Annotated in this window: 12 protein-coding genes and 1 pseudogene; 8 read left to right on the top strand and 5 right to left on the bottom strand. The window is 64.7% G+C overall.

The window, feature by feature from the left end; translation table 11 throughout:
- Window positions 1-28: 28 nt before the first annotated feature.
- Window positions 29-220: pseudogene (locus tag R3355_RS09990) on the bottom strand (hypothetical protein); the annotation flags it as partial.
- Between the two features lie 366 nt (window positions 221-586).
- On the opposite strand from R3355_RS09990, the gene ccoG reads away from it, so the two are divergent.
- Window positions 587-2,002 carry a cytochrome c oxidase accessory protein CcoG gene (ccoG, locus tag R3355_RS09985; protein ID WP_318961058.1) on the top strand — a complete coding sequence of 472 codons (1,416 nt, stop codon included), beginning with the start codon at window positions 587-589 and terminating at the stop codon, window positions 2,000-2,002.
- Window positions 2,003-2,066: 64 nt separating this feature from the next.
- A complete protein-coding gene (mapR, locus tag R3355_RS09980) occupies window positions 2,067-3,476 on the top strand; it encodes a GntR family transcriptional regulator MpaR (protein WP_318961057.1) in 1,410 nt (469 codons plus the stop codon).
- A 231-nt stretch (window positions 3,477-3,707) separates the two neighbouring features.
- Here the strand turns inward: mapR and R3355_RS09975 are convergent, their stop codons facing one another.
- Window positions 3,708-4,607: a universal stress protein gene (locus R3355_RS09975; RefSeq protein WP_318961056.1), complete on the bottom strand. Its 900-nt coding sequence runs from the start codon at window positions 4,605-4,607 to the stop codon at window positions 3,708-3,710.
- A gap of 320 nt (window positions 4,608-4,927) precedes the next feature.
- Here R3355_RS09975 and R3355_RS09970 point away from each other — a divergent pair, with 320 nt between their 5' ends.
- The 3 genes from R3355_RS09970 to R3355_RS09960 all read left to right on the top strand — a co-directional run bounded on the left by R3355_RS09970 (window position 4,928) and on the right by R3355_RS09960 (window position 8,252).
- A complete protein-coding gene (locus R3355_RS09970) occupies window positions 4,928-5,911 on the top strand; it encodes a magnesium transporter (RefSeq protein ID WP_318961055.1) in 984 nt (327 codons plus the stop codon).
- Between the two features lie 150 nt (window positions 5,912-6,061).
- Window positions 6,062-7,480 carry a homospermidine synthase gene (locus R3355_RS09965; protein WP_318961054.1) on the top strand — a complete coding sequence of 473 codons (1,419 nt, stop codon included), beginning with the start codon at window positions 6,062-6,064 and terminating at the stop codon, window positions 7,478-7,480.
- A gap of 16 nt (window positions 7,481-7,496) precedes the next feature.
- Window positions 7,497-8,252, top strand: coding sequence for a Mut7-C RNAse domain-containing protein (locus R3355_RS09960; RefSeq protein WP_318961053.1), 756 nt, complete (start codon window positions 7,497-7,499; stop codon window positions 8,250-8,252).
- Window positions 8,253-8,268: 16 nt separating this feature from the next.
- On the opposite strand, the gene R3355_RS09955 is transcribed toward R3355_RS09960, so the two are convergent.
- Complete coding sequence (locus tag R3355_RS09955; RefSeq protein WP_318961052.1) at window positions 8,269-9,246, bottom strand: cysteine synthase A; 978 nt, start codon at window positions 9,244-9,246, stop codon at window positions 8,269-8,271.
- Window positions 9,247-9,401: 155 nt separating this feature from the next.
- On the opposite strand from R3355_RS09955, the gene ftsH reads away from it, so the two are divergent.
- From ftsH to R3355_RS09940, 3 genes are all read left to right on the top strand, one after another.
- Window positions 9,402-11,207 carry an ATP-dependent zinc metalloprotease FtsH gene (gene ftsH, locus R3355_RS09950; RefSeq protein WP_318961051.1) on the top strand — a complete coding sequence of 602 codons (1,806 nt, stop codon included), beginning with the start codon at window positions 9,402-9,404 and terminating at the stop codon, window positions 11,205-11,207.
- Between the two features lie 22 nt (window positions 11,208-11,229).
- The gene (locus R3355_RS09945) at window positions 11,230-11,790 is read left to right on the top strand and encodes a phosphoribosyltransferase family protein (RefSeq protein ID WP_318961050.1); all 561 of its coding nucleotides are present in this window, start codon (window positions 11,230-11,232) and stop codon (window positions 11,788-11,790) included.
- 196 nt (window positions 11,791-11,986) lie between these two features.
- Window positions 11,987-12,481, top strand: a complete 495-nt coding sequence (locus R3355_RS09940; protein WP_318961049.1) for a BCAM0308 family protein — start codon at window positions 11,987-11,989, stop codon at window positions 12,479-12,481.
- A gap of 71 nt (window positions 12,482-12,552) precedes the next feature.
- Here the strand turns inward: R3355_RS09940 and R3355_RS09935 are convergent, their stop codons facing one another.
- Together R3355_RS09935 and R3355_RS09930 are read right to left on the bottom strand one after the other, a co-directional pair.
- A complete protein-coding gene (locus tag R3355_RS09935) occupies window positions 12,553-20,958 on the bottom strand; it encodes a GH36-type glycosyl hydrolase domain-containing protein (RefSeq protein WP_318961048.1) in 8,406 nt (2,801 codons plus the stop codon).
- Window positions 20,955-21,974: a universal stress protein gene (locus R3355_RS09930; protein WP_318961047.1), complete on the bottom strand. Its 1,020-nt coding sequence runs from the start codon at window positions 21,972-21,974 to the stop codon at window positions 20,955-20,957. Before R3355_RS09930 ends, R3355_RS09935 begins: the two co-directional genes overlap by 4 nt.
- Between the last annotated feature and the right edge of the window lie 43 nt (window positions 21,975-22,017).

Genomic DNA, 22,017 nt, shown 5'->3' with positions numbered 1-22,017 from the left:
TCTGCCAGGAAGTCCGCTGGTCTGCCTTTTAGTCTGATGAGGTGAGGACGGCGGCGTTATTCCGGATGCTCTTTGGTATGAGTAATGCCGCTTGGGCTGACTCGGTAAGTTGTCGATAGTAAAAGGCCACGACCTCGGCTTGTGCCATGCCCCCGATGGGCCCCAGCAGCCATCGGTGGTTGAACCAGTCCACCCACTTCAGCGTCGCCAGCTCCACTGCCTCCCAATTCTGCTAGCAACGACGATGGGTCGCAGGGAAGGCGCGGCAGAGCCCGGCTGTCAACGCCTGGGTGGCAATGGTTGTGTAGTAGCTCAGCAAATCTTGGTTCCACAAAATGAATTCTGAGCATCCCAACCCGGTCAAATTTCAAAGATTTCGCGTAGCGACGCCAACCGCGAATTTCAGCGGGAGTTTTTACACAGCCTGGGCCGATTGCTGCCACCACCAACTCCTCAGCCCACTAAAACCACACCCCCAGCCTCCCCCACCATCTGATCCGCTTTTTATTTGAAAACCTGAGTCTGTTATCCAAACAGCCGCACTCGCATCATTCGCCTCGCCTGATAAAGCCCGACGAGGCCCGTAATGAGCGAACGTATTCCCGCGCAGATCATCGAGACCATCGACCCGCGCCAGCCTATCCGCCTGACGCCGTCACAAGCTGGCGGGCCGATTCATACCCGCAGTTTCAGCGGCCGCTTTCGCAATCTGCGCCTGTACGGTGCAGGTTTGCTGTTTCTGATCTTCTTCGGCACCGCCTGGCTGGACTGGGACGGTCGCCAGGCGGTGCTGTGGAACCTGGCCGAGCATCGCTATTACATCTTCGGTGCGACCTTCTGGCCGCAGGATTTCACCCTGCTCTCGGCGCTGCTGATCATTGCCGCCTTCGGCCTGTTCACCATCACCGTGGTGGCCGGGCGGGTGTGGTGTGGCTACACCTGCCCGCAGAGCGTGTGGACCTGGGTATTCATGTGGGCGGAGAAGGTCACCGAGGGCGAGCGCAATCAGCGGGTCAAGCTGGATGCCGCGCCCTGGTCGCTGAACAAGCTGGCGCGGCGCAGTACCAAACACGGGATCTGGCTGGGCGTCAGCCTGCTCACGGCGCTGACCTTTATCGGTTACTTCACGCCTATCCGCCCGCTGGCCAGCGACCTGCTGCGCCTGCAACTGGAGGGCGGCACCCTGGTGTGGGTGTTGTTCTTTATGGCTGCCACCTACCTCAACGCCGGCTGGCTGCGCGAGAAGGTCTGCGTGCATATGTGCCCCTACTCGCGCTTCCAGAGTGCGATGTTCGACGATGACACCCTGCTGGTGGCCTACGACGCCAAGCGCGGCGAAGGCCGTGGCCCGCGCAAGAAGGACAGCGAGCACAAGGCCGAGGGGCTGGGTGATTGCATCGACTGTTATATGTGCGTGCAGGTGTGCCCGACCGGCATCGATATCCGCGACGGTCTGCAGATCGACTGCATCAGCTGCGGGGCCTGCATCGACGCCTGCGATTCGGTCATGGACAAGATGGGCTACGCCAGAGGCCTGGTCGGCTATCACTCCGAGCGCGAACTGCAAGGCGGCAAAACCCACTGGCTGCGGCCACGACTGATCGGCTATGGCATCGCCCTGGTGCTGATGCTTGCCGCCTTTGCCTGGGCCTTGAGCGCGCGTTCTATGCTGTCCATCGATTCGGCCAAGGACCGCAGCATGTTCCGCGAGAACCAGCTGGGGCAGATCGAGAACACCTACCTGCTCAAGGTGATCAACAAGACCCAGCAACCGCAGCGCTATGGCCTGGCGCTGGTCGATAGCCCCGGCCTGCGCCTGGATGCCCCGCAGCAGCTGCAGCTGAACCCTGGTGAGATTCTCGATGTACCGGTGACCGTGGTGCTGGAAAGTGAACAGGCTGAGGCTAGCGCCCTGCCCGTGCGCTTCGCGATCCATAACCTGGCCGATGCCAGCGAGCAGGCGCAGACCCAGAGCACCTTTCTCTCGCCGCGCGGGCGCTGACAGTCGCATGGCAACGCAACTCCCCGTAGAGTGCGCTGATCTGCAGAGCGCACCTACGGACACGATGAAACGCTACGAGAAACTCGCCGACCAGATTGCCGAACTGATCCGCACCGGCGTGCTCGCCCCCGGCGAGAAGGTGCCTTCGATACGCCATGCCAGCCGTACCCATGGGGTCAGCCCGTCCACGGTGTTCCAGGCTTATTACCTGCTCGAAGACCGCGGTCTGATCCAGGCGCGCGCCCGCTCCGGCTACTACGTCCGCGAGCTGGCCCGGCATTCCCTGGCCGAGCCGCAAACCTGCCAGCCGCCGACGCAGACCACCGAGGTGGATGTCAGCGAGCTGGTGTTCTCGGTGCTCGCCTCGCTGAAGGACCCGGACACCGTGCCGTTCGGCTCGGCCTTTCCCAGCCCCGACCTGTTCCCCCTGCAGCGCCTGGCCCGCTCCATGGCGCAGACTGTGCGCGACATGCCGCCCCAGGCGGTGATCGCCGACATGACCGAAGGCAATCCCAACCTGCGCCGGCAGATCGCCCTGCGCTATATGGTCAGCGGCGTGATGCTGCCGCTGGAGGAGCTGGTGATCACCAGCGGGGCCATGGAGGCACTCAATCTGTGCCTGCAGTGCGTGACCCAGCCGGGCGATCTGGTCGCCATCGAGGCGCCGGCCTTCTACGCCACCTTGCAGGTGCTCGAACGCCTCAAGCTCAAGGCCGTGGAAATTCCCGTCCACCCGCGTGAAGGCATCGACCTGAACGTGCTAAGCGAGCGCCTGGCCAGCCTGCCGATCAAAGCCTGCTGGTTTATGAGCAGCCTGCAGAACCCACTCGGCGCGAGCATGAGCGATGACAAGAAACGCGCGCTGTATGAATTGCTGCAGCGTTATCAGGTGCCGCTGATCGAGGATGACGTGTACGCCGAACTGTACTTCGGCAGCCAGCCGCCCAAACCGGTGAAGAGCTTCGACCGCGACGGTCTGGTGATGCACTGCGGCTCGTTCTCCAAGTGCCTGGCACCCGGTTACCGGGTCGGCTGGGTGGCCGGCGGACGCTATGCCGAGCAGATCAGTCGGCTCAAGCTGATGACCACCATCTCGCCTTCGGTGCCGGCCCAGGCCGCCCTGGCCGACTACCTGCAGCACGGCGGCTATGACCGCCACCTGCGCAAGCTGCGCCACGCCCTGGAAACCCAACAGGCCTCGATGCTCGCCTCCGCCGCCCGCCACTTCCCGGCCAGCACCCGGGTAACGCGGCCAAGCGGCGGCTATTTTCTCTGGTTCGAGCTCCCCGAGCAGGTCGACTCGCTGCAGCTGTTCCGGCTGGCCCTGGCCCAGGGCATCAGCCTGGCCCCGGGGCCGATCTTCTCGGCCACCCGGCGCTTCGGCAACTGCGCACGCCTGAACTACGGCCACCCCTGGAGCGCCCAGAGCGAACAGGCAATGGCCGTGCTCGGGCGCATTATCGATTCGTTCTGATCCGTAGCCAGCGGCTTTAACCGGTAGTTGTTCAACGGCCTGTTAACCGAGACCGATTTGCCCCAGGGCTGTTACCGAAGCATCCGCAACTGGGTTTTACTGCTCGCGTTCAGACGTAGATCGGCCCTTCTCAATCAGGATGCGATTTGCGCGTATTGCACAATAATTTCGACGCTAAACCGCGGCCAAACCCCACCAGCTGTCCGCTGCACCACAGCCGCCGAGCCTGGATCAGTCCGGCCTGATCGTCAGGATGCTGCTGGGGATCTGATACAGGGTCTGCTCGGTGGTACTGCCCAGGACTTTTTCCAGCCCCTTGCGATCCAGCGTTCCCATTACCACCACATCCATCTGCTCGCGCGTGGCAAAGTCGCTGATGACCCTGGTCGGAGAGCCCTGAACAACATGGCGACGCTGCTGCGGCACGCCATGTTGCTCGGCGAACTGATTGAAGGTCGCGTGCATCAAGCTGGTCAACTCCTCCAGAAACTCGGGTGTCCAACCGACCGGGGCCGCGGCATAGGCCAGGTAGGCAGGCGACTGTTCATAGGCGTGCAATAGGTGCAGCTCGGCCTTGCATTGCAGGGCCAAGTCACTGGCTGCAGCGAGGATGCGTTGGTTCATGCCACTGACCCGGGTTTCAGGTTGTGACAGATCCACTGCGGCGACAATCTTGCGCGGCAGCGGGTGCTCGGCAGCACTGACCAAATGCAATGGTACCGGGCATTCGCGCAGCAATTGCCAGTCCAGCGGGGTGATGAAGGCACGCTTCAATAGCGGCTCATGCTGGCTGTCCTTGATCACCAGATCGGCCTGGGTGAGTGTCATATGCTTGAGGACTTCCTCGACAGGCGTCGTGGTCCATACGACTTCGCTCGTCACTGCAATGCCCTTGGCACTGAGCCGGTCGGTTTCAGCCTTGAGCCGCGCCTGCTGCTGCATGAGGAAATCGTCGCGCACCTGCGCTTCGGTGCTTTTGTCCAGTAACCACAAGGTGGCAAATGGCCCGCTGATCGCGGCCATGTGCAGGGAGCCGCCACAGGCTTCGACCAACGCCACAGCCCTTTGCAGGGCCGGAGACTGGCGCATGGAGGGATCGGTTATCAGCAGCAGTCGTTGGTACTGATTCATGGGAACCTCCAGAACTCCGGTTGCCACCGCCCTGCCCCATTGGCACCTTGCCCTGGCTCTCTTGTGAGCGAAAATCCATGTCGGACGATGCATATAGACACGGCTTAGCCTGCGCCGCCTGATCGCCTGTGACGTTGATCTATATCAAACCGATCCGGTTGCGCTGCCTCGTCACGGCTGCCTGCGCCTGAGGTGGGTCGAACTTTTGCAGTTCGGCCGGGGCGTTGCGCCCTGTGCGCTGGCCAGAGCTATAGTCCAGACATCCCCGCCCCACCGGCCAGCCAGGCCCAGGCAGTGTTGCGTCGCGTCAGGAGATCGCCATGTCGCATGACACAATCCTCAGCAGTGATCACATCAGCTTCGAAACGGCTGCACAGCACGCGACCATCGAGGTTCCGGTGTTTGCGCCGGACCGCCGAGTCGATGCCGCACGCCTGGAAATGCTCGGCCAGCGTTACGAGTGCGCAAGCCACGTCATGGTCTGCGAGGATCGGCACTTTCTCGGCCTGGTGAGGATCGAAGACCTGCTCAGTGCACCCGCGGATATCACCCTGGCTCAATTGATGGACGCGCAGGCGCCCATAGTCGCGCCGGGCGTGGATCAGGAAATCGCCGCCTGGCGCGCCGTAAACCATGAGGAGTCGGCGCTGACGGTCGTCGATGCGCAGGGCAGCCTGGTCGGGGTGATTCCGCCCCATCGCCTGCTCGCGGTCCTGCTCTGCGAACATGAGGAAGACCTGTCGCGCCTCGGAGGCTTTACCAAGGGCGCTGAGGCCGCGCGCAGCAGCAGTGAGGAACCGGTGCGGCGGCGCTTTCGCCATCGCATCCCGTGGTTATTGGTCGGCCTCGTCGGGGCACTGTTGGCGGCGGACTTCGTCGGCCAGTTCGAGGCGCAATTGCAGAGCAAGATCATCCTGGCCTTCTTCATCCCGGGAATTGTCTATCTCGCCGATGCGGTCGGCACCCAGACTGAAACCGTGGTCGTACGCGGTCTTTCGGTCGGGGTCGGGATGCGTCAGATGATCGGTCGCGAACTGCTGGTGGGCCTGGCCATCGGTCTGGCGCTGGCCCTGGTCGCTGGCCCGTTGGTCTGGTGGCGCTGGGGCAGCGCCGAGATTGCCCTATGCGTGGGACTCTCGGTGTTCGCCACCTGCGCCACGGCAACCCTGGCAGCCATGACCTTGCCGTGGCTGTTGAACAGTCTTTCCCTCGACCCGGCATTCGGCAGCGGGCCGTTGGCTACGGTGATCCAGGATCTGTTCTCGGTGCTGATCTACTTCACTATCGCCAGCGCGCTGTTCTGACCCGGCGCGGCAGAGACCTTGATCCACATCAAGCCGGCGTCATCCCTGAGCTGCAGCTACAGGCCTGCCCCTTGCGTCAGCACGTTGAACGGCCAGACTTAGCCTATTCTGTTTGCGCCATGGCGCATGCATTACCTGGAGAGCCGGACATTGTTCACGTCTTCCGCCAAACAGCGCTTCGCCGGACGCCTGGTCATGCTCGGCTTCGGCTGCATCGGCCAGGGCGTACTGCCGCTCCTGCTGCGTCATATCGACCTCAGACCCGAGCAACTGCTGATCATCAGCGCCGATCACTGGGGGCTGCCCCTGGCCCGCGAGCATGGGATCACCCTCCTCCATTTCGAGTTGACCCGGGACAACTATCGACAGGTGCTGGAGCCACGGCTCGTAGCAGGTGACTTTTTGCTCAACCTCTCGGTGGACGTCTCCAGCCTGGCGTTGATCGAGTTGTGTCGCGAGCGTGGCGCACTCTATCTGGACACCTGCACCGAACCCTGGTCCGGCGGTTATGACGACCCGTCGCTGTCGCTCTCGCAACGTTCCAACTATGCCCTGCGCGAAGCCGTTCTGGCCCTGCGCCGCAGACGCGGCAAACAGCCAACGGCGGTGCTGACCCACGGCGCCAATCCCGGCCTGATTTCCCATCTGCTCAAGCAGGCGTTGCTCGAGCTGGCCGCCGACAGCGGTCTGAAGGATACGCCACCGACCTCGCGCGCGGACTGGGCGCGGCTGGCGCAAAGGCTTGGGGTGTGCAGTATCCATATCGCCGAACGCGATTCGCAATTCAGTCTGGAACCCAAGGCCGCTGGCGAGTTCGTCAACACCTGGTCGGTACCCGGGTTTCTCAGCGAGGCCTGCCAACCGGCCGAACTGGGCTGGGGCAGTCATGAGCGCTACCTCCCCCCCGACGCTGCGCAGCATGCTTTCGGCTGTCAGTCCGCCCTCTACCTGACCCGCCCCGGCGCGGCCACCCGGGTGCGCAGCTGGACGCCGCTGGCCGGGCCGCAACTGGGTTTTCTGATCACCCATGGCGAATCCATCTCCATCGCCGACTACTTGACCATCGGCGATCCACTCGCGCCCGAGTACCGCCCCACGGTGCTCTATGCCTATCACCCCTGCGACGCGGCGGTGCTCTCGCTGCATGAACTGGCCGGCCGCAACTGGCACGCACAGCGGCGCCAGCGCCTGCTCGAAGAGGACATCAGCGACGGCGTGGATGCCCTCGGCGTGCTGCTCATGGGCCACCCGCGCGGCGCCTACTGGTACGGCTCGCGCCTGAGCATCCAGCAGGCCCGGGCGCTGTGCCCGGAGAACAATGCCACCAGCCTGCAGGTCACCAGCGCGGTGATGGCCGGGGTGATCTGGGCCATCCAGCACCCCAGGCGCGGCATCGTCGAGCCGGACGAAATGCCCCACGCGGCGATACTGCAGCTGTGTCGGCCCTATCTCGGCGAAGTGGGCGGGGTGTACAGCGACTGGACCCCGCTCGAGCACCACCGCGGCCTTTTCCCCGCGGATCTCGACTTCGACGATCCCTGGCAATTCAAGAATTTCCGCGGCCCGTGAGGGCTAGGCCTGAGTCATGGTCCGCGCCACTTTTCGCTTCTACGAGGAGCTCAACGACTTTCTGCCGGCCGAGCGCCGGCGTCGGGAGTTCGACTGCGTGTGCGCCCGCGCAGCCACCACCAAGCACATGATCGAGGCCCTAGGCGTGCCCCACACCGAGGTCGAACTGCTACTGGTCAACGGCGAGTCGGTCGGCTTCGAGCGGTTATTGGCGGACGGCGACCGGGTAGCGGTCTACCCCAAGTTCGAACGCCTGGACATCCGCTCCCTGCTCAAGGTGCGCGAGCAGCCGTTGCGGGCCTTGCGCTTCATCGCCGATGCCCACCTCGGCGGCCTGGCCCGCCTGCTGCGCATGGCCGGCTTCGATACCCTCTACGACAACGCCTTCGATGACCAGGAGATCGCCGAAATAGCCGCGCGCGAGGGGCGCATCGTGCTGACCCGCGACCGCGAGCTGCTCAAGCGCCGGTTGATCGACCATGGCTGCTACGTGCGGGCCCACAAGCCCGCCCTGCAAGTGCGCGAGCTGTTCCAGCGACTCGACCTGGCGGGCAGTGCATGCCCGTTCAGCCTGTGTTTGCACTGCAATCTGCCGCTGCGGCCGATCGATCAGGAGGAGGCCCGCGAGCGCCTGCCCAGCCGTATCGGCTACAGCTATTCGCGTTTCATGTACTGCGACAAGTGTCGGCGCCTGTTCTGGGAAGGCACGCATTGGCGCAGCATGCGTGCCGTGCTGGCACCGCTGCTCGATCCGGGGATAGAGCAGCGATGAAGCTGCCCTGCCCCACTCAGGCCGGCGGCTGCAGCCCGGCTTCGCGCAACCATTGGGGATTGAACAGGCGCCCGGCGTAGAGCCCTCCGCGGTCGCACAACAAGGTCACGACGCGGTGTCCCGGCCCCAGTTCAAGGGCAACCCGGTGTGCCGCGCAGAGGTTGATGCCGCTCGACCCACCGACGTACAAACCCTCCTCGCGCAGCAGGCGATAAAGCATGTCCACGCACTGCTGGTCGTCCACCTGCAGCGCCGAGTCGATGGGTGTGTCCTGCAGATTGGCAGTCACCCGACTGGTGCCGATACCTTCGGTGATCGACTTGCCCTCGGCGTGCAACTCGCCGTCCAGCACCCAGTGATAGAGCGCACTGCCCATGGGGTCGGCAAGGACGATGCGCACCGCCGGCTTGTGTTCCTTGAGATAACGCGCCACGCCGGCCAGGGTGCCGCCGGTGCCGACCGCACAGACAAAGGCATCCACCCTGCCCTCGCTATCGCGCCAGATCTCTGGCCCGGTGGTTCGGTAGTGCACGTCGCGATTGGCGGTGTTGTCGAACTGGTTGGCCCAGATCGCCCCGGGCAAGGTGGCGGCCAGGCGAGCGGCGATCTTCTGGTAGTTGTCCGGGTCGTTGTACGGCTTGGGCGGTACCGGACGCACCTCGGCGCCCAGTTGGCGCAGCAGGTCGAACTTCTCCCGCGACTGGTTATCCGGGATCACGATGATGCAGCGGTAACCGCGCGCCGCACAGATATGCGCCAGACCGATGCCGGTGTTGCCGGCAGTGCCTTCGACCACGCTACCACCCGGTCCCAGGCGGCCGCTGTGCTCGGCGTCCTCGATGATGCCCAGGGCCGTGCGGTCTTTCACCGAGCCGCCGGGGTTGAGGAACTCGGCCTTGGCCAGGATCTCGCAACCGGTCTCGGCACTCAGCTTGCCGAGACGAATCAGCGGCGTGTCGCCAATGGTTCCACTAAAACCCTCGCGGAGGGCCATGGTTCACCTCCAACCTGCTCTATCCTCTTTTTAGTTTAGCGGTGACAGGCGCAACCGACAGCCTGAGCGACCGCGGCTTGACGGGTATCAATACCCCGTCCGGCCGCCAGGGTTACACATAGCCTTGAAGAACCATTCCCCCGAGGGCAGGAGTCATGGAAAAGCAGCAGCAATGGAACCTCTGGTTCTTTCTCGTCGCCTTCAGCCTGCTCCTGGTGTTTCAGGACTGGTGGGGGACACGCAGCGCAGTCGAACCCCTGCCCTACAGCGAGTTCATGCGCCTGCTCAAGGAGGAGAAACTGAGCGACCTGCGCATCGAGCAGCAGCAGATCACCGGCAAGCTCAAGGAACCGATCAATAACCGCAGCCAATTCGTCACCGTGCGGGTCGAACCCGATCTGGCCGAGGCCCTGGCGCAGTCGCAGGTGACCTTCAGTGGCACCCGCCAGGGCGGCCTGATCAGCAACCTGCTGAGCTGGTTGCTGCCCTTTATCCTGATCTTCGCCCTCTGGTCGTTCCTGTTTCGGCGCCTTGCCGAGAAACAGGGCTTCGGTGGCATGGTCAACGTCGGCAAGTCCAAGGCCAAGGTATTCGTCCAGCGCGATACCGGGGTGACCTTCGACGATGTGGCCGGCATCGACGAAGCCAAGGCCGAGCTGCTCGAGGTGGTGTCCTTCCTCAAAGACCAGCCCAAGTACAGCCGCCTCGGCGCGCGGATTCCCAAGGGCATCCTGCTGGTCGGCCCGCCCGGTACCGGCAAGACTCTGGTGGCCAAGGCGGTGGCCGGCGAGGCCAACGTGCCGTTTTTCTCCATCTCCGGTTCGGAGTTCGTCGAGATGTTCGTCGGCGTTGGCGCCGCACGGGTGCGCGACCTGTTCGAGCAGGCGCGCAAGGCCGCGCCCTGCATCATCTTCATCGACGAACTGGACGCCCTGGGCAAGGCCCGCGGGGTCGGCGCCTTCGGCGGCAACGACGAAAAGGAACAGACCCTCAACCAGTTGCTCGCCGAACTGGACGGCTTCGACCCGCGCGAAGGCGTGGTCCTGCTGGCCGCCACCAACCGCCCGGAGATCCTCGACCCGGCCCTGCTGCGCGCCGGCCGTTTCGACCGCCAGATCGTCATCGACCGCCCCGATCGACGCGGCCGGGTGGCCATTCTCAAGGTGCATGCCAAGCGCATCCAGGCCACCGCCGACCTCGACCTGGAGCGCATCGCCGGCATCACCACGGGGTTCTCCGGCGCCGACCTGGCCAACCTGGTCAACGAGGCGGCCATTCTCGCCACCCGCCGCGGCGCCGATGCGGTGAGCATGGCCGACTTCACTGCCGCGGTGGAGCGCATCGTGATCGGCAGCGAACGCCGCGGGCGCTTGCTCCAGCCCCACGAGCGCGAGGTGGTGGCGCACCATGAAATGGGCCACGCCCTGGCCGCGGCCAGCCTGGCGGGCATGGACCCGGTGCACAAGGTGTCGATCATCCCGCGCTCGGTCGGCGCGCTAGGCTATACCCTGCAACGGCCAACCGAGGATCGCTTCCTGATCACCCTGGAAGAATTGAAGAACCGCATGGTGGTGCTGCTCGCCGGACGCGCGGCGGAAGATCTGATCTTCAACGAGATTTCCACCGGTGCCGCCGACGACCTGGCCAAGGTTACCGATATCGCCCGACAGATCGTCACCCGCTTCGGCATGACCGCAGAACTCGGCCAAGCCGTGCTGGAGCGGCAAAGTGCCAGCTACCTGGGCGAACAGGCGATCGGCCTGCGCGAGAAAGACTACTCGGAAGAGACTGCACGCGAGGTCGACCTGAGCGTGAGGGCCTTGATCGATGGCGCCTATACGCGGGCCAAGGCCCTGCTGCAGAGTCGACGCGCCGAGCTGGAACAAGGTGCCCAGTTGCTGCTGGAAAAGGAAACCCTGACTCCCGAAGAGTTCCCGGCGCTGCGTCCGCTGCCAGTCTAGCGTTCAGATGGAGGCAACCCCCATGCAGAGAAAATCCACCGGGCAAAGGCTATGCCTGTACAACAGCGAAGAACTCGCCGCCATCGTGCGCAGCATGGCCCACCAGGCTGCGGCCCTGTTACCGCCCGGACAGAGTGCGCTGGTGGGCATCCTGCGCCGTGGCGAGCCATTGGCGCGCCTGCTGCAACAGCAGCTGGCGCAACTCACCGGGCAAGCCGAATTGCCCCTGTATGCGCTCAAGGTCAAACGCTACGCCGATGACCTCAGCCTGCTGCATGCGCAAACCGCACTGACCGAGAGCCCCGAACTGGCCGCGCTGGACTTGTCCAGCACCACCCTGCTGGTGGTCGATGACGTGCTATATGAAGGCCACTCGCTGTTGCGCACCTGCGCCTATCTGTCGCGCCTCGGGGCCCAGCGGGTGCGTGCAGCGGTGCTGGTCGATCGCTGCGTCTGCACCCAGCCGGTGCATGCCGATATCGTCGGCGTGCGCCTGCAGATCGCCCCCGGCGACATCATCGAATGCAACGTGCCGCCTTATGAGCAGGCGTTTCGCATCGAGGTGCTGCGCCACGGCGGCTGACTGGATGCCCGCCAGACAGCCGGGCAACGCACCGCCTGTCAGCGCTGCTGGTGCTCCCAGGCCATCCGCGACTCGCGTTGATGTACATCAAGATGCCTTGGCGCAAATCGGTGCAAACAGATAACAGGTGGCGGCTTGTCGAGCCTGGTCTCCAAGCCAGCCCTCAATCCACTGTTTTTGCGTCGCGGAGAATGTCATGGACAAGTATCAGCAGAGTCAGAAAAACAAACTGTTCAGCCCCAACCGGCACGATCCAACCCTCAGCCCGCGCAGTGCTGGTACCGCGGTCTGCCCCAGATGCAGCGCGCTTTATCAAGCCGGCAGCTGGGCCTGGCAAACCCCACAAACCAGCCTCCCTGCCGATGTCACGGAGGTTGTCTGTCCGGCTTGCCGGCGCATTGAAGACAAGGTTCCGGCGGGCACCCTGACCTTGTCAGGGGAATTTCTGCAGGCCCATCACGACGAAATCCTCAACCTGATCCACAACACCGAGACACTGGAAAAGGCCGAGCACGCCATGGAACGTCTCATCGACGTGACGACCCAGGATGATGTCGTGCAAGTCACCACCACCGGTATCCACCTGGCCAATCGCATCGGTCACGCCCTGGATTCAGCCTACAAGGGCCAGACCAAATACCATTACGACGATGACCAGACCCACGTCAGCATCCACTGGCAGCGCGACTGAAGGAACACAGGCGCTGGAGTGAACACGGTTTTGTAGGTCTGTAGGATGTGGTGGCGAGCCCGATCCGGGCGCTAGTACAGCCAGACCCTGACCTCGGCGGTGGAGCCGTCGCGGGGGAACGCCACGGTTTCTTCCAGCAGCGGTTGGCCATTGAGGGTCATACGCGGCCAGCCGGTTTCGGTACTGGTGATTTTCTCCACCACTATGCGCAGCGCGCCCTGTTCGCCCTGGATCTGCGCGCTGAAACCCGGCCAGCCTGGCGGCAGGCAAGGCGCAATCGCCAGCCGCCCTTCGCGCAGGCGCAGGCCGAGGATCGACTCGATGGCCAGGCGCCAGGTCCAGGCCGCCGAGCCGCTGTACCAGGTCCAGCCGCCGCGCCCGCAATGGGGCGCGACGCTGGCGATATCGGCCGCCAGCACATAGGGCTCGACCCGGTAGCGCGCCAGCCGCTCGGGGCTGTCGGTCTGGTGGATCGGGTTCATCAGCTGGAAAATCCGCCAGGCACCCGCGGCATCGCCAAGTTCGGCAAAGGCGATGCCCAGCCAGGCGGCGGCATGGCTGTACTGGCCGCCATTCTCGCGGATACCGGGTGGGTAGGCCTTGATATAGCCGGGTTCCCGTTGGGTATTGGCGAACGGTGGCCAGAGCAGGCGGATCAGCCGGTGCTGCTGGCTGATCAACTGGGCGGCGGCCTGTTCGACGGCGTGTCGCGCCCGGGGGTTGGCATGCCCACCGGACAGCACCGCCCAGGACTGCGAGATCGAGTCGATTTTGCACTCATCGTCCACGTGGCTGCCCAGGGGCCGGCCTTCGTCGTCCAGGGCGCGCAGGTACCAGTCGCCGTCCCAGGCCACCTCATTGATCTGCCGGGTCAGCGCCTGGGCCGCTTTGATCCAGTAGATCTGCTCATCGAAGCAGGCCTGACGTTCGGCCAAGCCGGCAAAACCCTTCATCGTCGCCACCGCGAACCAGCCGAGCCAGACGCTCTCGCCACGGCCATCGCGACCGAGGCGGTCCATGCCGTCGTTCCAGTCACCGCTGCCGATCAACGGCAGGCCATGGCTGCCCCGGGTGTTGCCGTGCTGCAACGCCCGCTTGCAGTGTTCGTAGAGCGAGTAAAGCTGGCCGCCAGGCAGGTAGCGCGCGTAGCGATCGTGTTCGTCAGCGGCCAGCGGCGGCGCCTGGAGAAACGCCAGCTGTTCGTCGAGGATGCTCCGGTCACCGGTAGCCTCGACGTACTGGCTGGTGACGTAGGGCAACCACAGCAGATCATCCGAGCAGCGGCTGCGCACGCCACGATCCTGCGGTGGATGCCACCAGTGCAGGACGTCGCCCTCCTCGAACTGGTGAGCGGCGCAGGCGAGGATATGCGCGCGGGCGCGTTGCGGGTCGGAGTGCAACAGGGCCAGCACGTCCTGCAACTGATCGCGGTAGCCGATGGCGCCACCGGCCTGATAGAAGCCGGCGCGGGCCAGAATGCGCGAGGCCTGGGTCTGGTAAAGCAGCCAGCGATTGACCAGCAGATCGAAGGCCGGATCGGGGGTCTGCACCTGAACCGCGCCTAGCAGGCGATCCCAGTGCTGGGTGACCTGGGCCAGGGCCTGCTCGACCTGGCCCTCCTGCTGCCAGTGGCGGGCCAATGCCGTGGCCTGCTCGCGATCGCTGCCCTGGCCGAGCAGGAACACCACCTCGACGGTGGCACCGGCGGCGATGTCCAGGTGCACCTGGAACGCGGCACAGGGGTCGTCACCCGGCTCGATCCGTCCGCCCAGCGCCCAGCGTTGCAGCCCGGCGGGACGGCTTGGATGGCCGGCCAGACCGAGGAAATCCTGACGGTCGGCGGTCAGGCTGTGTGGCGGGCGGTTGGCGCTGAGGAACGCGACCCGCTCGGCAAACTCCGGGTTCCATGGGTTGCGCGCCAACAGCGCATGACTGTCGCGCGCATATTCACAGACCACATGGGGCCGCGCCGTGCTACGCAACGCCCCGAGCAGCCATTCGGCGTAGTAGGTCGCAGTGACCCGCCGTGGCCGCGGGCTGACATTGTGCAGACGCAGGCGGACGATCTTCAGCGGATCCTCCAGGGCCACGAAGACCAGCAGCTCCTGCTCCAGGCCCTGGCTGTTGCGCCGCCAACTGCTGTAGCCCGCGCCGTGGCGAATCTGGCAGGCACTGCCCTGGCCTGCCGGCAATGGCGTAGTGGTCCAGATCGCCGCGGTTTCCTCGTCGCGCAGATATAGCGCCTCACCGGCACAGTCGGCCAGCGGGTCGTTGCTCCACGGCGTCAGGCGATTCTCGCCGCTGTTCAGCGCCCAGCTGAAACCCAGGCCGGCCTCGCTGACGATGCTGCCGAAGCCCTGGTTGGCCAGCACGTTGCACCAGGGGGCCGGGGTGCGCTGGTCCGCATCGAGGTGAATCAGGTAGTCGCGGCCATCGGCGCTGAAGCCGCCAAGGCCGTTATCCGCACGCAGATCGCTCGGCCGCGGCAAGGGCCTGTCGACATCCGCTAACGCCCGGCCCGTGCCACTGAACGGCGGCAGCGACGGCCGCGGCAGCATGGCGGCCTGCAGTTGCTCGGCCAACGTTCCGGCCGACTCGTCGAGCACCACCCGCGCGGCGCTTTCGAGCAGGCCGATTTCGTCGGCCGGCAACTGATCGGCGAACAGCAGGTGCACGCCGCCGCTGTGCCTGGGTAACTCATCCTGCCCCCCGGCTTCCTGCAGCAACGCGTGCAATTGTTCGCGCAGCGGTTCGGCGTAGCTGGAGGCGCCCAGGCGTAACACCAGCAGATCGACATGCAGGCCGTGGCGCCGCCAGAAACGCTGGCCGCGCACCAGGGTGCGCAGCAGGCCGGTTTCTTCGCCATGGCCGATGCGCAACAGCAGCAGCGGTCGATCGCCGGAGATGCCCATGCCCCACAGCCGCGGCTGGCCCAGACGATTGCCCAGCCGGGTCGTCGCTGCGCCGCGCAGGGTCGGATGTGGATGCAGCAGCAAGGATGCAAGCAGTTGCAACTCCACCAGCCAGGCCGGTTCCAGGCCCAGTTGGCGCGCTTCCCGGCTGGCCTCGCTGGCCGCATCGGCAAAAGCCCATTCCAGCGCGGCCAGGGTGGAATAGCGCTCGGCGTGTTCAAGCAGCGACTGCCGTGAGCCGCCGGCCAGGGTCAGGAAGGCCAACTGCCGGTGCTCGCCGGGTTCGAGCACCAGGCCCAGCTGCAGGGCCATTACCGGGTCGAGCGTCCAGCCGCTGTTACCCCTTAGCCCGTGAAGGACGCCTTGTGGCTGGCGCTCATCGCCGTGGCGACCGAGGACGCTGTGCCGGTCGCTGTCAAAGCTCACCACCGCCATGCGCGGGTCGTCGATCACCAGGCGATGCAGGAGCAGCGGCGGTTTTTCCCCGGGATGGCGCGCCCGCCGGGTAAACAGCAAGGCATGCAGCTGCGGGAGATACTCGCTGCCGACGAACAGCTTGCTGAATGCCGGGTGACGCTCGTCATCGAGCGGCGGCGCCAGGACCACTTCGCCGTAGCTGGTCAGTTGCAGGGTGCGCTGTCGATCGCTCTCGTTGCTCAGGGTCAGGCGGCGGATTTCCAGGTCGTCGGCGGCGGCGACTGCGACTTCCATGCGCAGGCGGATGCCATGATCGTAACGCTGGAATTCCGCCATGTGCGGATGGAAGACCACCTGCTCATGCTCGGACAATACGCCGGTCGGCTGTCGGCCAGCCGACCACAGCGCCCCGCTCTGCTCGTCGCGCAGGTAGATCCACACCCCCTGGCTGTCGCGGGTGGCATCGCCCTGCCAGCGTGTCAGCGCGTGCTTATGCCAGCTCAGCCCGCCGCCACCGGCCGTGGATATCCAACTGCACAGGCGGCCGTTGCCGAGGACATGAACCTGGGGAAACAGCTCGGCGTTCTTGGGCACCCAGGCATGCGGTGGTGCCACCCGACTGTTGGCAGGCACCTGCCGCGCCTCAATGCGCTGAGCTTGTGCAGGCAGTTCCTGCGGGACGCGCTCATGCAGCAATAGCTCCATGATCCGCACCCGCGGCTCTTCGCGAAAACGCCGCACCAGCACATCGGCGCAGAGGGCGTTGTCCAGCGCCGCGAGAATCATGCCTTGGTGATGGGCCATGAATGCGCGCACGACCGTGAATTGCCGGCCACTGGCAACCCGCTCAGCGCTGTAGTCTGCCGCCTCGTAGAGTCCGTAGCTGCCGATCAGGCCGAGGCGTTGCAGCACCAGCAGATTATCCAGTGCGGCGGCCGGGTTGACAGCCAGGGCCAGCGCCGTCGCATAGGGCGCCACCACCAGGTCGCGCGCCTGTTCGCGGCGCAAGCCCAGCCCGGGCACCCCGAAGGCCCGGTAACGGTAGCGGTGTTCAGGGTCGCGCGAAGCGAAGGCCGACTCGGAAATGCCCCAGGGCACGCCCTTGTCGCGGCCATGCTGACGTTGCACCTCGACGGCGGCACGCTCGCTCTGCCCGAGCAGGGAGCCGGCATGGCTGGGCAGCAGTAACGGCGGCATCAGGTACTCGAACATCGAGCCATTCCAGGACAGCAAGGACAGCCCGCCGGCCATCTGCGCCAGTGGCCGGCCGAGGCTGAACCAGTGTTCAAGGGGCACATCGCCTTTCATGATGGCGAAATAGCTGGCCAGTCGCGCCTCGCTCGCCAGCAGGTCGTAATGGTGATTGTCGAGGCGGTCGGCACTGAGGTTGTAGCCAATGTGGAACAGCCGCGACTGCTCATCGTAGAGCGGCCTGAAGTCCATGCCCAAGGCCATCGCCTCGGCCCGCGCGGCGTCCTCCAACAGACGCTGCCGCAGCCGCTGTTGTGCCTGGCAGCCGTTGTCCAGCGCCAGCTTGAGTTCACTCTGCCAGTGTTGATCAGCCTCGTCGGTCGCAACGAAGCTGGCCAGCAAGGCCTGAGCTTCAATGCAGGCGGTGGCGACTTCGCTCATGCTCATGCTTGTCGGCAGGCAGGCGGCGAGTTGCGCTACCAACTGCCTGCGGCCTGGCAGCGGCGCTTCCAGCAGGCTCTGCCAGGGCTGCAGACGCTCGCGGTCGCGGCGGATATCGAGCAGGTGATGATGGATACGCTCAAGCCAGCACTGGATCTCCTTGAGCTGCTGGACGCTCAACCCCTGCTGGCGGGTGATGGCCTGGGTTATCGCCACCCGCAACACGCTTTCCTGCTCTTGCAACGCGTCCAGACCGAGCGCATTGCCACTGGCTTGCTGGCACTCGCTGACAAAGGCCGCCAAGTACTCCTGCACCTCGGCATGCTCGACCATACTCAGGGCGGCGCGCAGCAGCTCGACCGCGTCCACCAGACCTGCCCAGCGTTGCTCGCGCAGCGCTGTACCGCAGGCGATTTCGAGACAGCCGCGTTGCAGGGTCAACAGGCAGACCGCCAGATTGCCGCTGTCGACGGTCGAGACATAGCGTGGTTCCAACGGACTCAACAGGCGTGTGTCGTACCAGTTGAGCCAGTGGCCACGGTAACGTTCGAGCTGTTGCAGGGTGTCCAGACCGCGGCGGATGCGGGTGGACAGGTCGCTGGCGCCGACATAACCCAGGTCCGCCGCCGCTAGGGTGGACAGAAACAGCATGCCGATATTGGTCGGCGAAGTGCGGTGGGCGATCTCCCTGTAGGGCTCTTCCTGATAATTATCCGGGGGGAGCCAGTTGTCGTCGGGGCCGACGAAGGTTTCGAAGAACAGCCAGGTACGTCGCGCCAGTTGGCGGAGGAAGGTGCGCTGGGTCTGATCCAGCTCAACCACGACCGGCCGGCGTGGCTTGGCAATGCCCAGGGCGATTTCCGGGGCCAGCAGCCAGAGCAGCAACAAGGGCGCGGCAGGCAGCAATGCAGCTGGATTGAGCAGCACCAGCAGGCTGCCCAGCAGCATGGCAAATACCGGCGACCCCCACATGTGCCGCCAGACATAAGCGCGCGAGCCGCGCTCGGTGAGCATCCGTGCCTGGTGCGCAGCAGTGGTCCATTCGAGCAAGTGTTGACGCGAGACCATGAGTCGCCAGAGGGTACGGCCCAGCGCATCGAGTGCAATCACTGCATCGTTGACCAGAAATACCAATGCCAAAAACCAGCGCCCAGCATGGTCACGCAAGCGCCTGAACATGCCTTTAACTGCACCGCGCCGGCGTCCGGCTGCCAGGCCTGTGACCAGGTCGGTGAATAGTGAGGCCCCCGGTGTGGCCACGGCCAGCAGGGTCCAGACCCAGGGCGAGCCGGGCAACCACAGCCAACCGGCCGTCACCAGGGCTACCAGTGACAGTGGAATCAGGCTGCGGCGCAGGTTGTCGAGTATCTTCCAGCAGTCGAGCGGGCGCAGGCGATTGCTCAGCCTGGAGCCATCGCTGGCCGGCACCTTGCGCCACAACCAGGGCAGCAATTGCCAGTCGCCGCGCAGCCAGCGATGCTGCCGGCGGGCATAGTCGAGGTAGGACGCAGGGAAACCCTCGTAGAGCACGATGTCGCTGACCAGCCCGGCGCGGCCGTGGATACCTTCGAACAGGTCGTGGCTGACCAGGCTGTTTTCCGGGATGCGGCCTTCCAGGCTGCGCTGGAAAGGCGCGACCTCGTAGATGCCCTTACCGACGAAGATGCCGGAGCCGAACAGATCCTGATAAACGTCGGAAACCGCCCGGGTATAGATATCGATGGCCGTGTCGCCGGTATAAAACCGTGCAAACAACGAGCGGTTGCCGCGTTCCGGGGCGATTTCCACCCGCGGCTGCAACACCGTGTAACCACGCAGTACCCGACCACTGAGGGGGTCGAACTCGGCGCCATTGAGTGGATGGGCCAGGGTACCGACCAGCCGCGCGACCGTCCCCGCGGGCAAGCCGGTATCGGCATCCACCGTCACCACGAAACGGATGCCGCGCAAGCCCGCAGGGTCGCCTTCATGCAGGTTGAAAGCGCCCTCCTCGGCGCCCAGCAAGTAGTGATTTAACTGTTCGAGCTTGCCACGCTTGCGCTCCCAACCCATCCAGCAACCCTCACCGGGGTTGTACCGGCGCGGGCGTTGCAACAGGTGAAAAACCCCGCCATCGTTGTCGGTATGGCGCAGGTTGAGCCGGCGAATACCCTCAACCAGCAACTGTTCCAGCTCTGCATCGTGGGGCATGCGCTGCGCAGGCGCATCGGCATGATCGCTGAGCAGGACGAAGCGCAGCAGCGGGTCCGGGTTGGCCAGGTAGTGCATTTCCAGCTGTTCGAGCACCTCCATGGCTTCGTCGGTGCTGCCTAGCAGCACCGGTACCACAACGGCCGTGGCGCAGTTGTGGGCGATGGCCTTGCTGAAGTCGAGCTTGGGCAGCACCCGTGGCGGCAGGTTAAGGGTGACCAGCCAGTGCACCAGGGTAATGCTCAGCACCGAGGCCGGTAGCACGGCCAACATTATGCCCAGAGCCCAGGTCGTCGGAGTCGCACCGACCAGTGCCAGATACCAGGCTGGCAGCAGCAAGGCGACGCCACCGGCCAGGCCGAGCGCCGCGGCGTAGAACTGTCCGGCATGCCCAAACAGCCAGCGCCGCCAGGCCGCAGCCAGGCTTGGCCGATAACTCAGGGCGCTCTCGCAGTGCTCGCGTCCCGGGCCGATCAGCCAGTAACCGACATGCCCGCTGGCATCCGCCGGATTGCCGGCCAGGGCGTGCTGCAGTACCTGCTCGGCCACCTCAGTCTCGCTGCACTGCGCGCCTGTTGCGAGTTCCTCCAGTGCCTTGCGGTAGCGATCTCGGGTGTCGAAGTCCATATACGGATAGACGCCCGCAGGGTCGGTGCGCAGAGTCGCTTCGACACGACTGCTTTGTTCGAAGAAATCCTTCCAGGGAATTGCGGCAATGATGCCCAGGTTAGCCAAGGCACGGGCCACGCATTCGGTGTCGTCGAAGGCGGCCAGCTCGACGCAATGCCGGGTCGGTTCGAAGGGCGCCTGCAGCTGCGGTAGCAAACGGCCGAACGCGCTGACCAGAATCTCCACACAGGCCAGGCGCAGCATGGTCGGGAACGCCCACAATTCGGCGATGGTCAAGGGCGCATCGGCCTGGTAGGTGCTGACGAACTGTACGGCACCGGGCAGCGACAACTGCAGGCGCGAGGCGTGCAGATAGCCCTGGGCAACCGCGAAAATCCGCGGAATACCCTCCTCGCCCGGATTGCTCAGGCAAGGCAGGCGCCGGTAGAACTCGCGCGGTAGATCTTCGCCAATTTGCCGTGCCGCGCGCTGCACCTGGTAGTCATTGTCCAGCAACCACTCGGCAGCTTTTGCAACTTCCGGTGCCGGATCGAGGCAATGCCGCTGTGCGGCCTGCAGCCATGCCTCCAACTTATCGATATGCAGCCACACCAACAAATCACCGGGTTGGCCCGCGACCAGCAGATGGCGTTCGCGCAACTGGCTGGCCACCCTATCGAGCAACCCTTTGGGAGGACCGGGTTCAGTAAGGTTCACCGTACCCTCTGCAAGGCAAAACGCATTTCCAACTGACCGCCTCCGGCATCCTCGAAGGCGTTGAACGGCGGCTGCTGGCGCATGACCAGCAAGGGCTGGCGGATATGCGTCATGAGGAAGCTGGTGACGCTGCCATAGGGCATATCCAGACGCCCGCTGCAGCCGTGCGCGGAGAGCACAATCAGATCCACACCTTCCTGGGCAGAGATACGCATCAAGCTGCTGCGCACGTCTTCGCAGAGCACGCTGGCGCGCACCATAAGGCCATGTTCGCTGGCGCGGCTTTGCAAACGTGCCAGGTACTGCTGGGCAACCCGTTGATTGCGCCGCAGCAGACGTTCGCATAATTCGACGTCTTCACTTTCGGCCGGCCCTACTTCAGTCAACGCGGTAGGCGGCACCACGTGCACCAGCAGCAGTTCGGCGTGCTGCGCCTTGGCCAGGTGCATGGCGAAGGGCAATACACTCTCGGCCCGGCAGGAACCATCGAGCGGCACCAACAGGCGTCGATACCCCGTTTTCGGCATATTTGGCGCCGAACAGGGGATTAACAGCAGTGAACCCGGGACATGATCGACCACTTCGCGCGCCGTATCGCCCAGTCCCCAGCCTTCCGGCCGCCATTCGCCGTGGGAGCCCAGAACAATCAGCTCGTTGGGGTGCCTTTGCGCCCACAGGCTGATCTGTTCGGCCGCCTGGCCCTCGACGACTTCGGCCTCGATGCCCCCACACAGGTGTCGATACTGTTCGACCAGGACTTCCACTCGGCCGTAGGCCTCGCGGCGGCGAATCTCCCAGTCGAGTGGATCCTGGCGCTCCTCGCCGGTTGGGCGAGTGACGAATACCCGCAGCAACAGCAGCGGAACAGACAGGCTGTTGGCCATCGCAATAGCATGCTGGATCACCCTGCTGAGTGGCTCACCCGTGCCAATGCAGGCCACCACCCGGCTAAAACCTCTGGCAGGCAGCGCCGCGGTGTTTTGAGCCGAGTCAGGAGAAATATGGTCGGTAGTCATGCGCAAGGCTTCCTCCGACTCCGCAAGGGAATCGCCCAAGAAA

Source organism: Pseudomonas sp. (assembly GCF_033723075.1).
Lineage (GTDB): Bacteria > Pseudomonadota > Gammaproteobacteria > Pseudomonadales > Pseudomonadaceae > Aquipseudomonas.
Note: the sequence above shows the minus strand (reverse complement) of the source record. Positions and strands in the feature narration are given on the sequence as shown.

What these genes read in the sequence shown, in the direction of transcription:
- ccoG (WP_318961058.1), top strand. Translation starts at nt 587, where the DNA reads ATGAGCGAACGTATTCCCGCGCAGATCATCGAGACCATCGACCCGCGC.
- mapR (WP_318961057.1), top strand. Translation starts at nt 2,067, where the DNA reads ATGAAACGCTACGAGAAACTCGCCGACCAGATTGCCGAACTGATCCGC.
- R3355_RS09975 (WP_318961056.1), bottom strand. Translation starts at nt 4,607, where the DNA reads ATGAATCAGTACCAACGACTGCTGCTGATAACCGATCCCTCCATGCGC.
- R3355_RS09970 (WP_318961055.1), top strand. Translation starts at nt 4,928, where the DNA reads ATGTCGCATGACACAATCCTCAGCAGTGATCACATCAGCTTCGAAACG.
- R3355_RS09960 (WP_318961053.1), top strand. Translation starts at nt 7,497, where the DNA reads ATGGTCCGCGCCACTTTTCGCTTCTACGAGGAGCTCAACGACTTTCTG.
- R3355_RS09955 (WP_318961052.1), bottom strand. Translation starts at nt 9,246, where the DNA reads ATGGCCCTCCGCGAGGGTTTTAGTGGAACCATTGGCGACACGCCGCTG.
- ftsH (WP_318961051.1), top strand. Translation starts at nt 9,402, where the DNA reads ATGGAAAAGCAGCAGCAATGGAACCTCTGGTTCTTTCTCGTCGCCTTC.
- R3355_RS09945 (WP_318961050.1), top strand. Translation starts at nt 11,230, where the DNA reads ATGCAGAGAAAATCCACCGGGCAAAGGCTATGCCTGTACAACAGCGAA.
- R3355_RS09940 (WP_318961049.1), top strand. Translation starts at nt 11,987, where the DNA reads ATGGACAAGTATCAGCAGAGTCAGAAAAACAAACTGTTCAGCCCCAAC.
- R3355_RS09930 (WP_318961047.1), bottom strand. Translation starts at nt 21,974, where the DNA reads ATGACTACCGACCATATTTCTCCTGACTCGGCTCAAAACACCGCGGCG.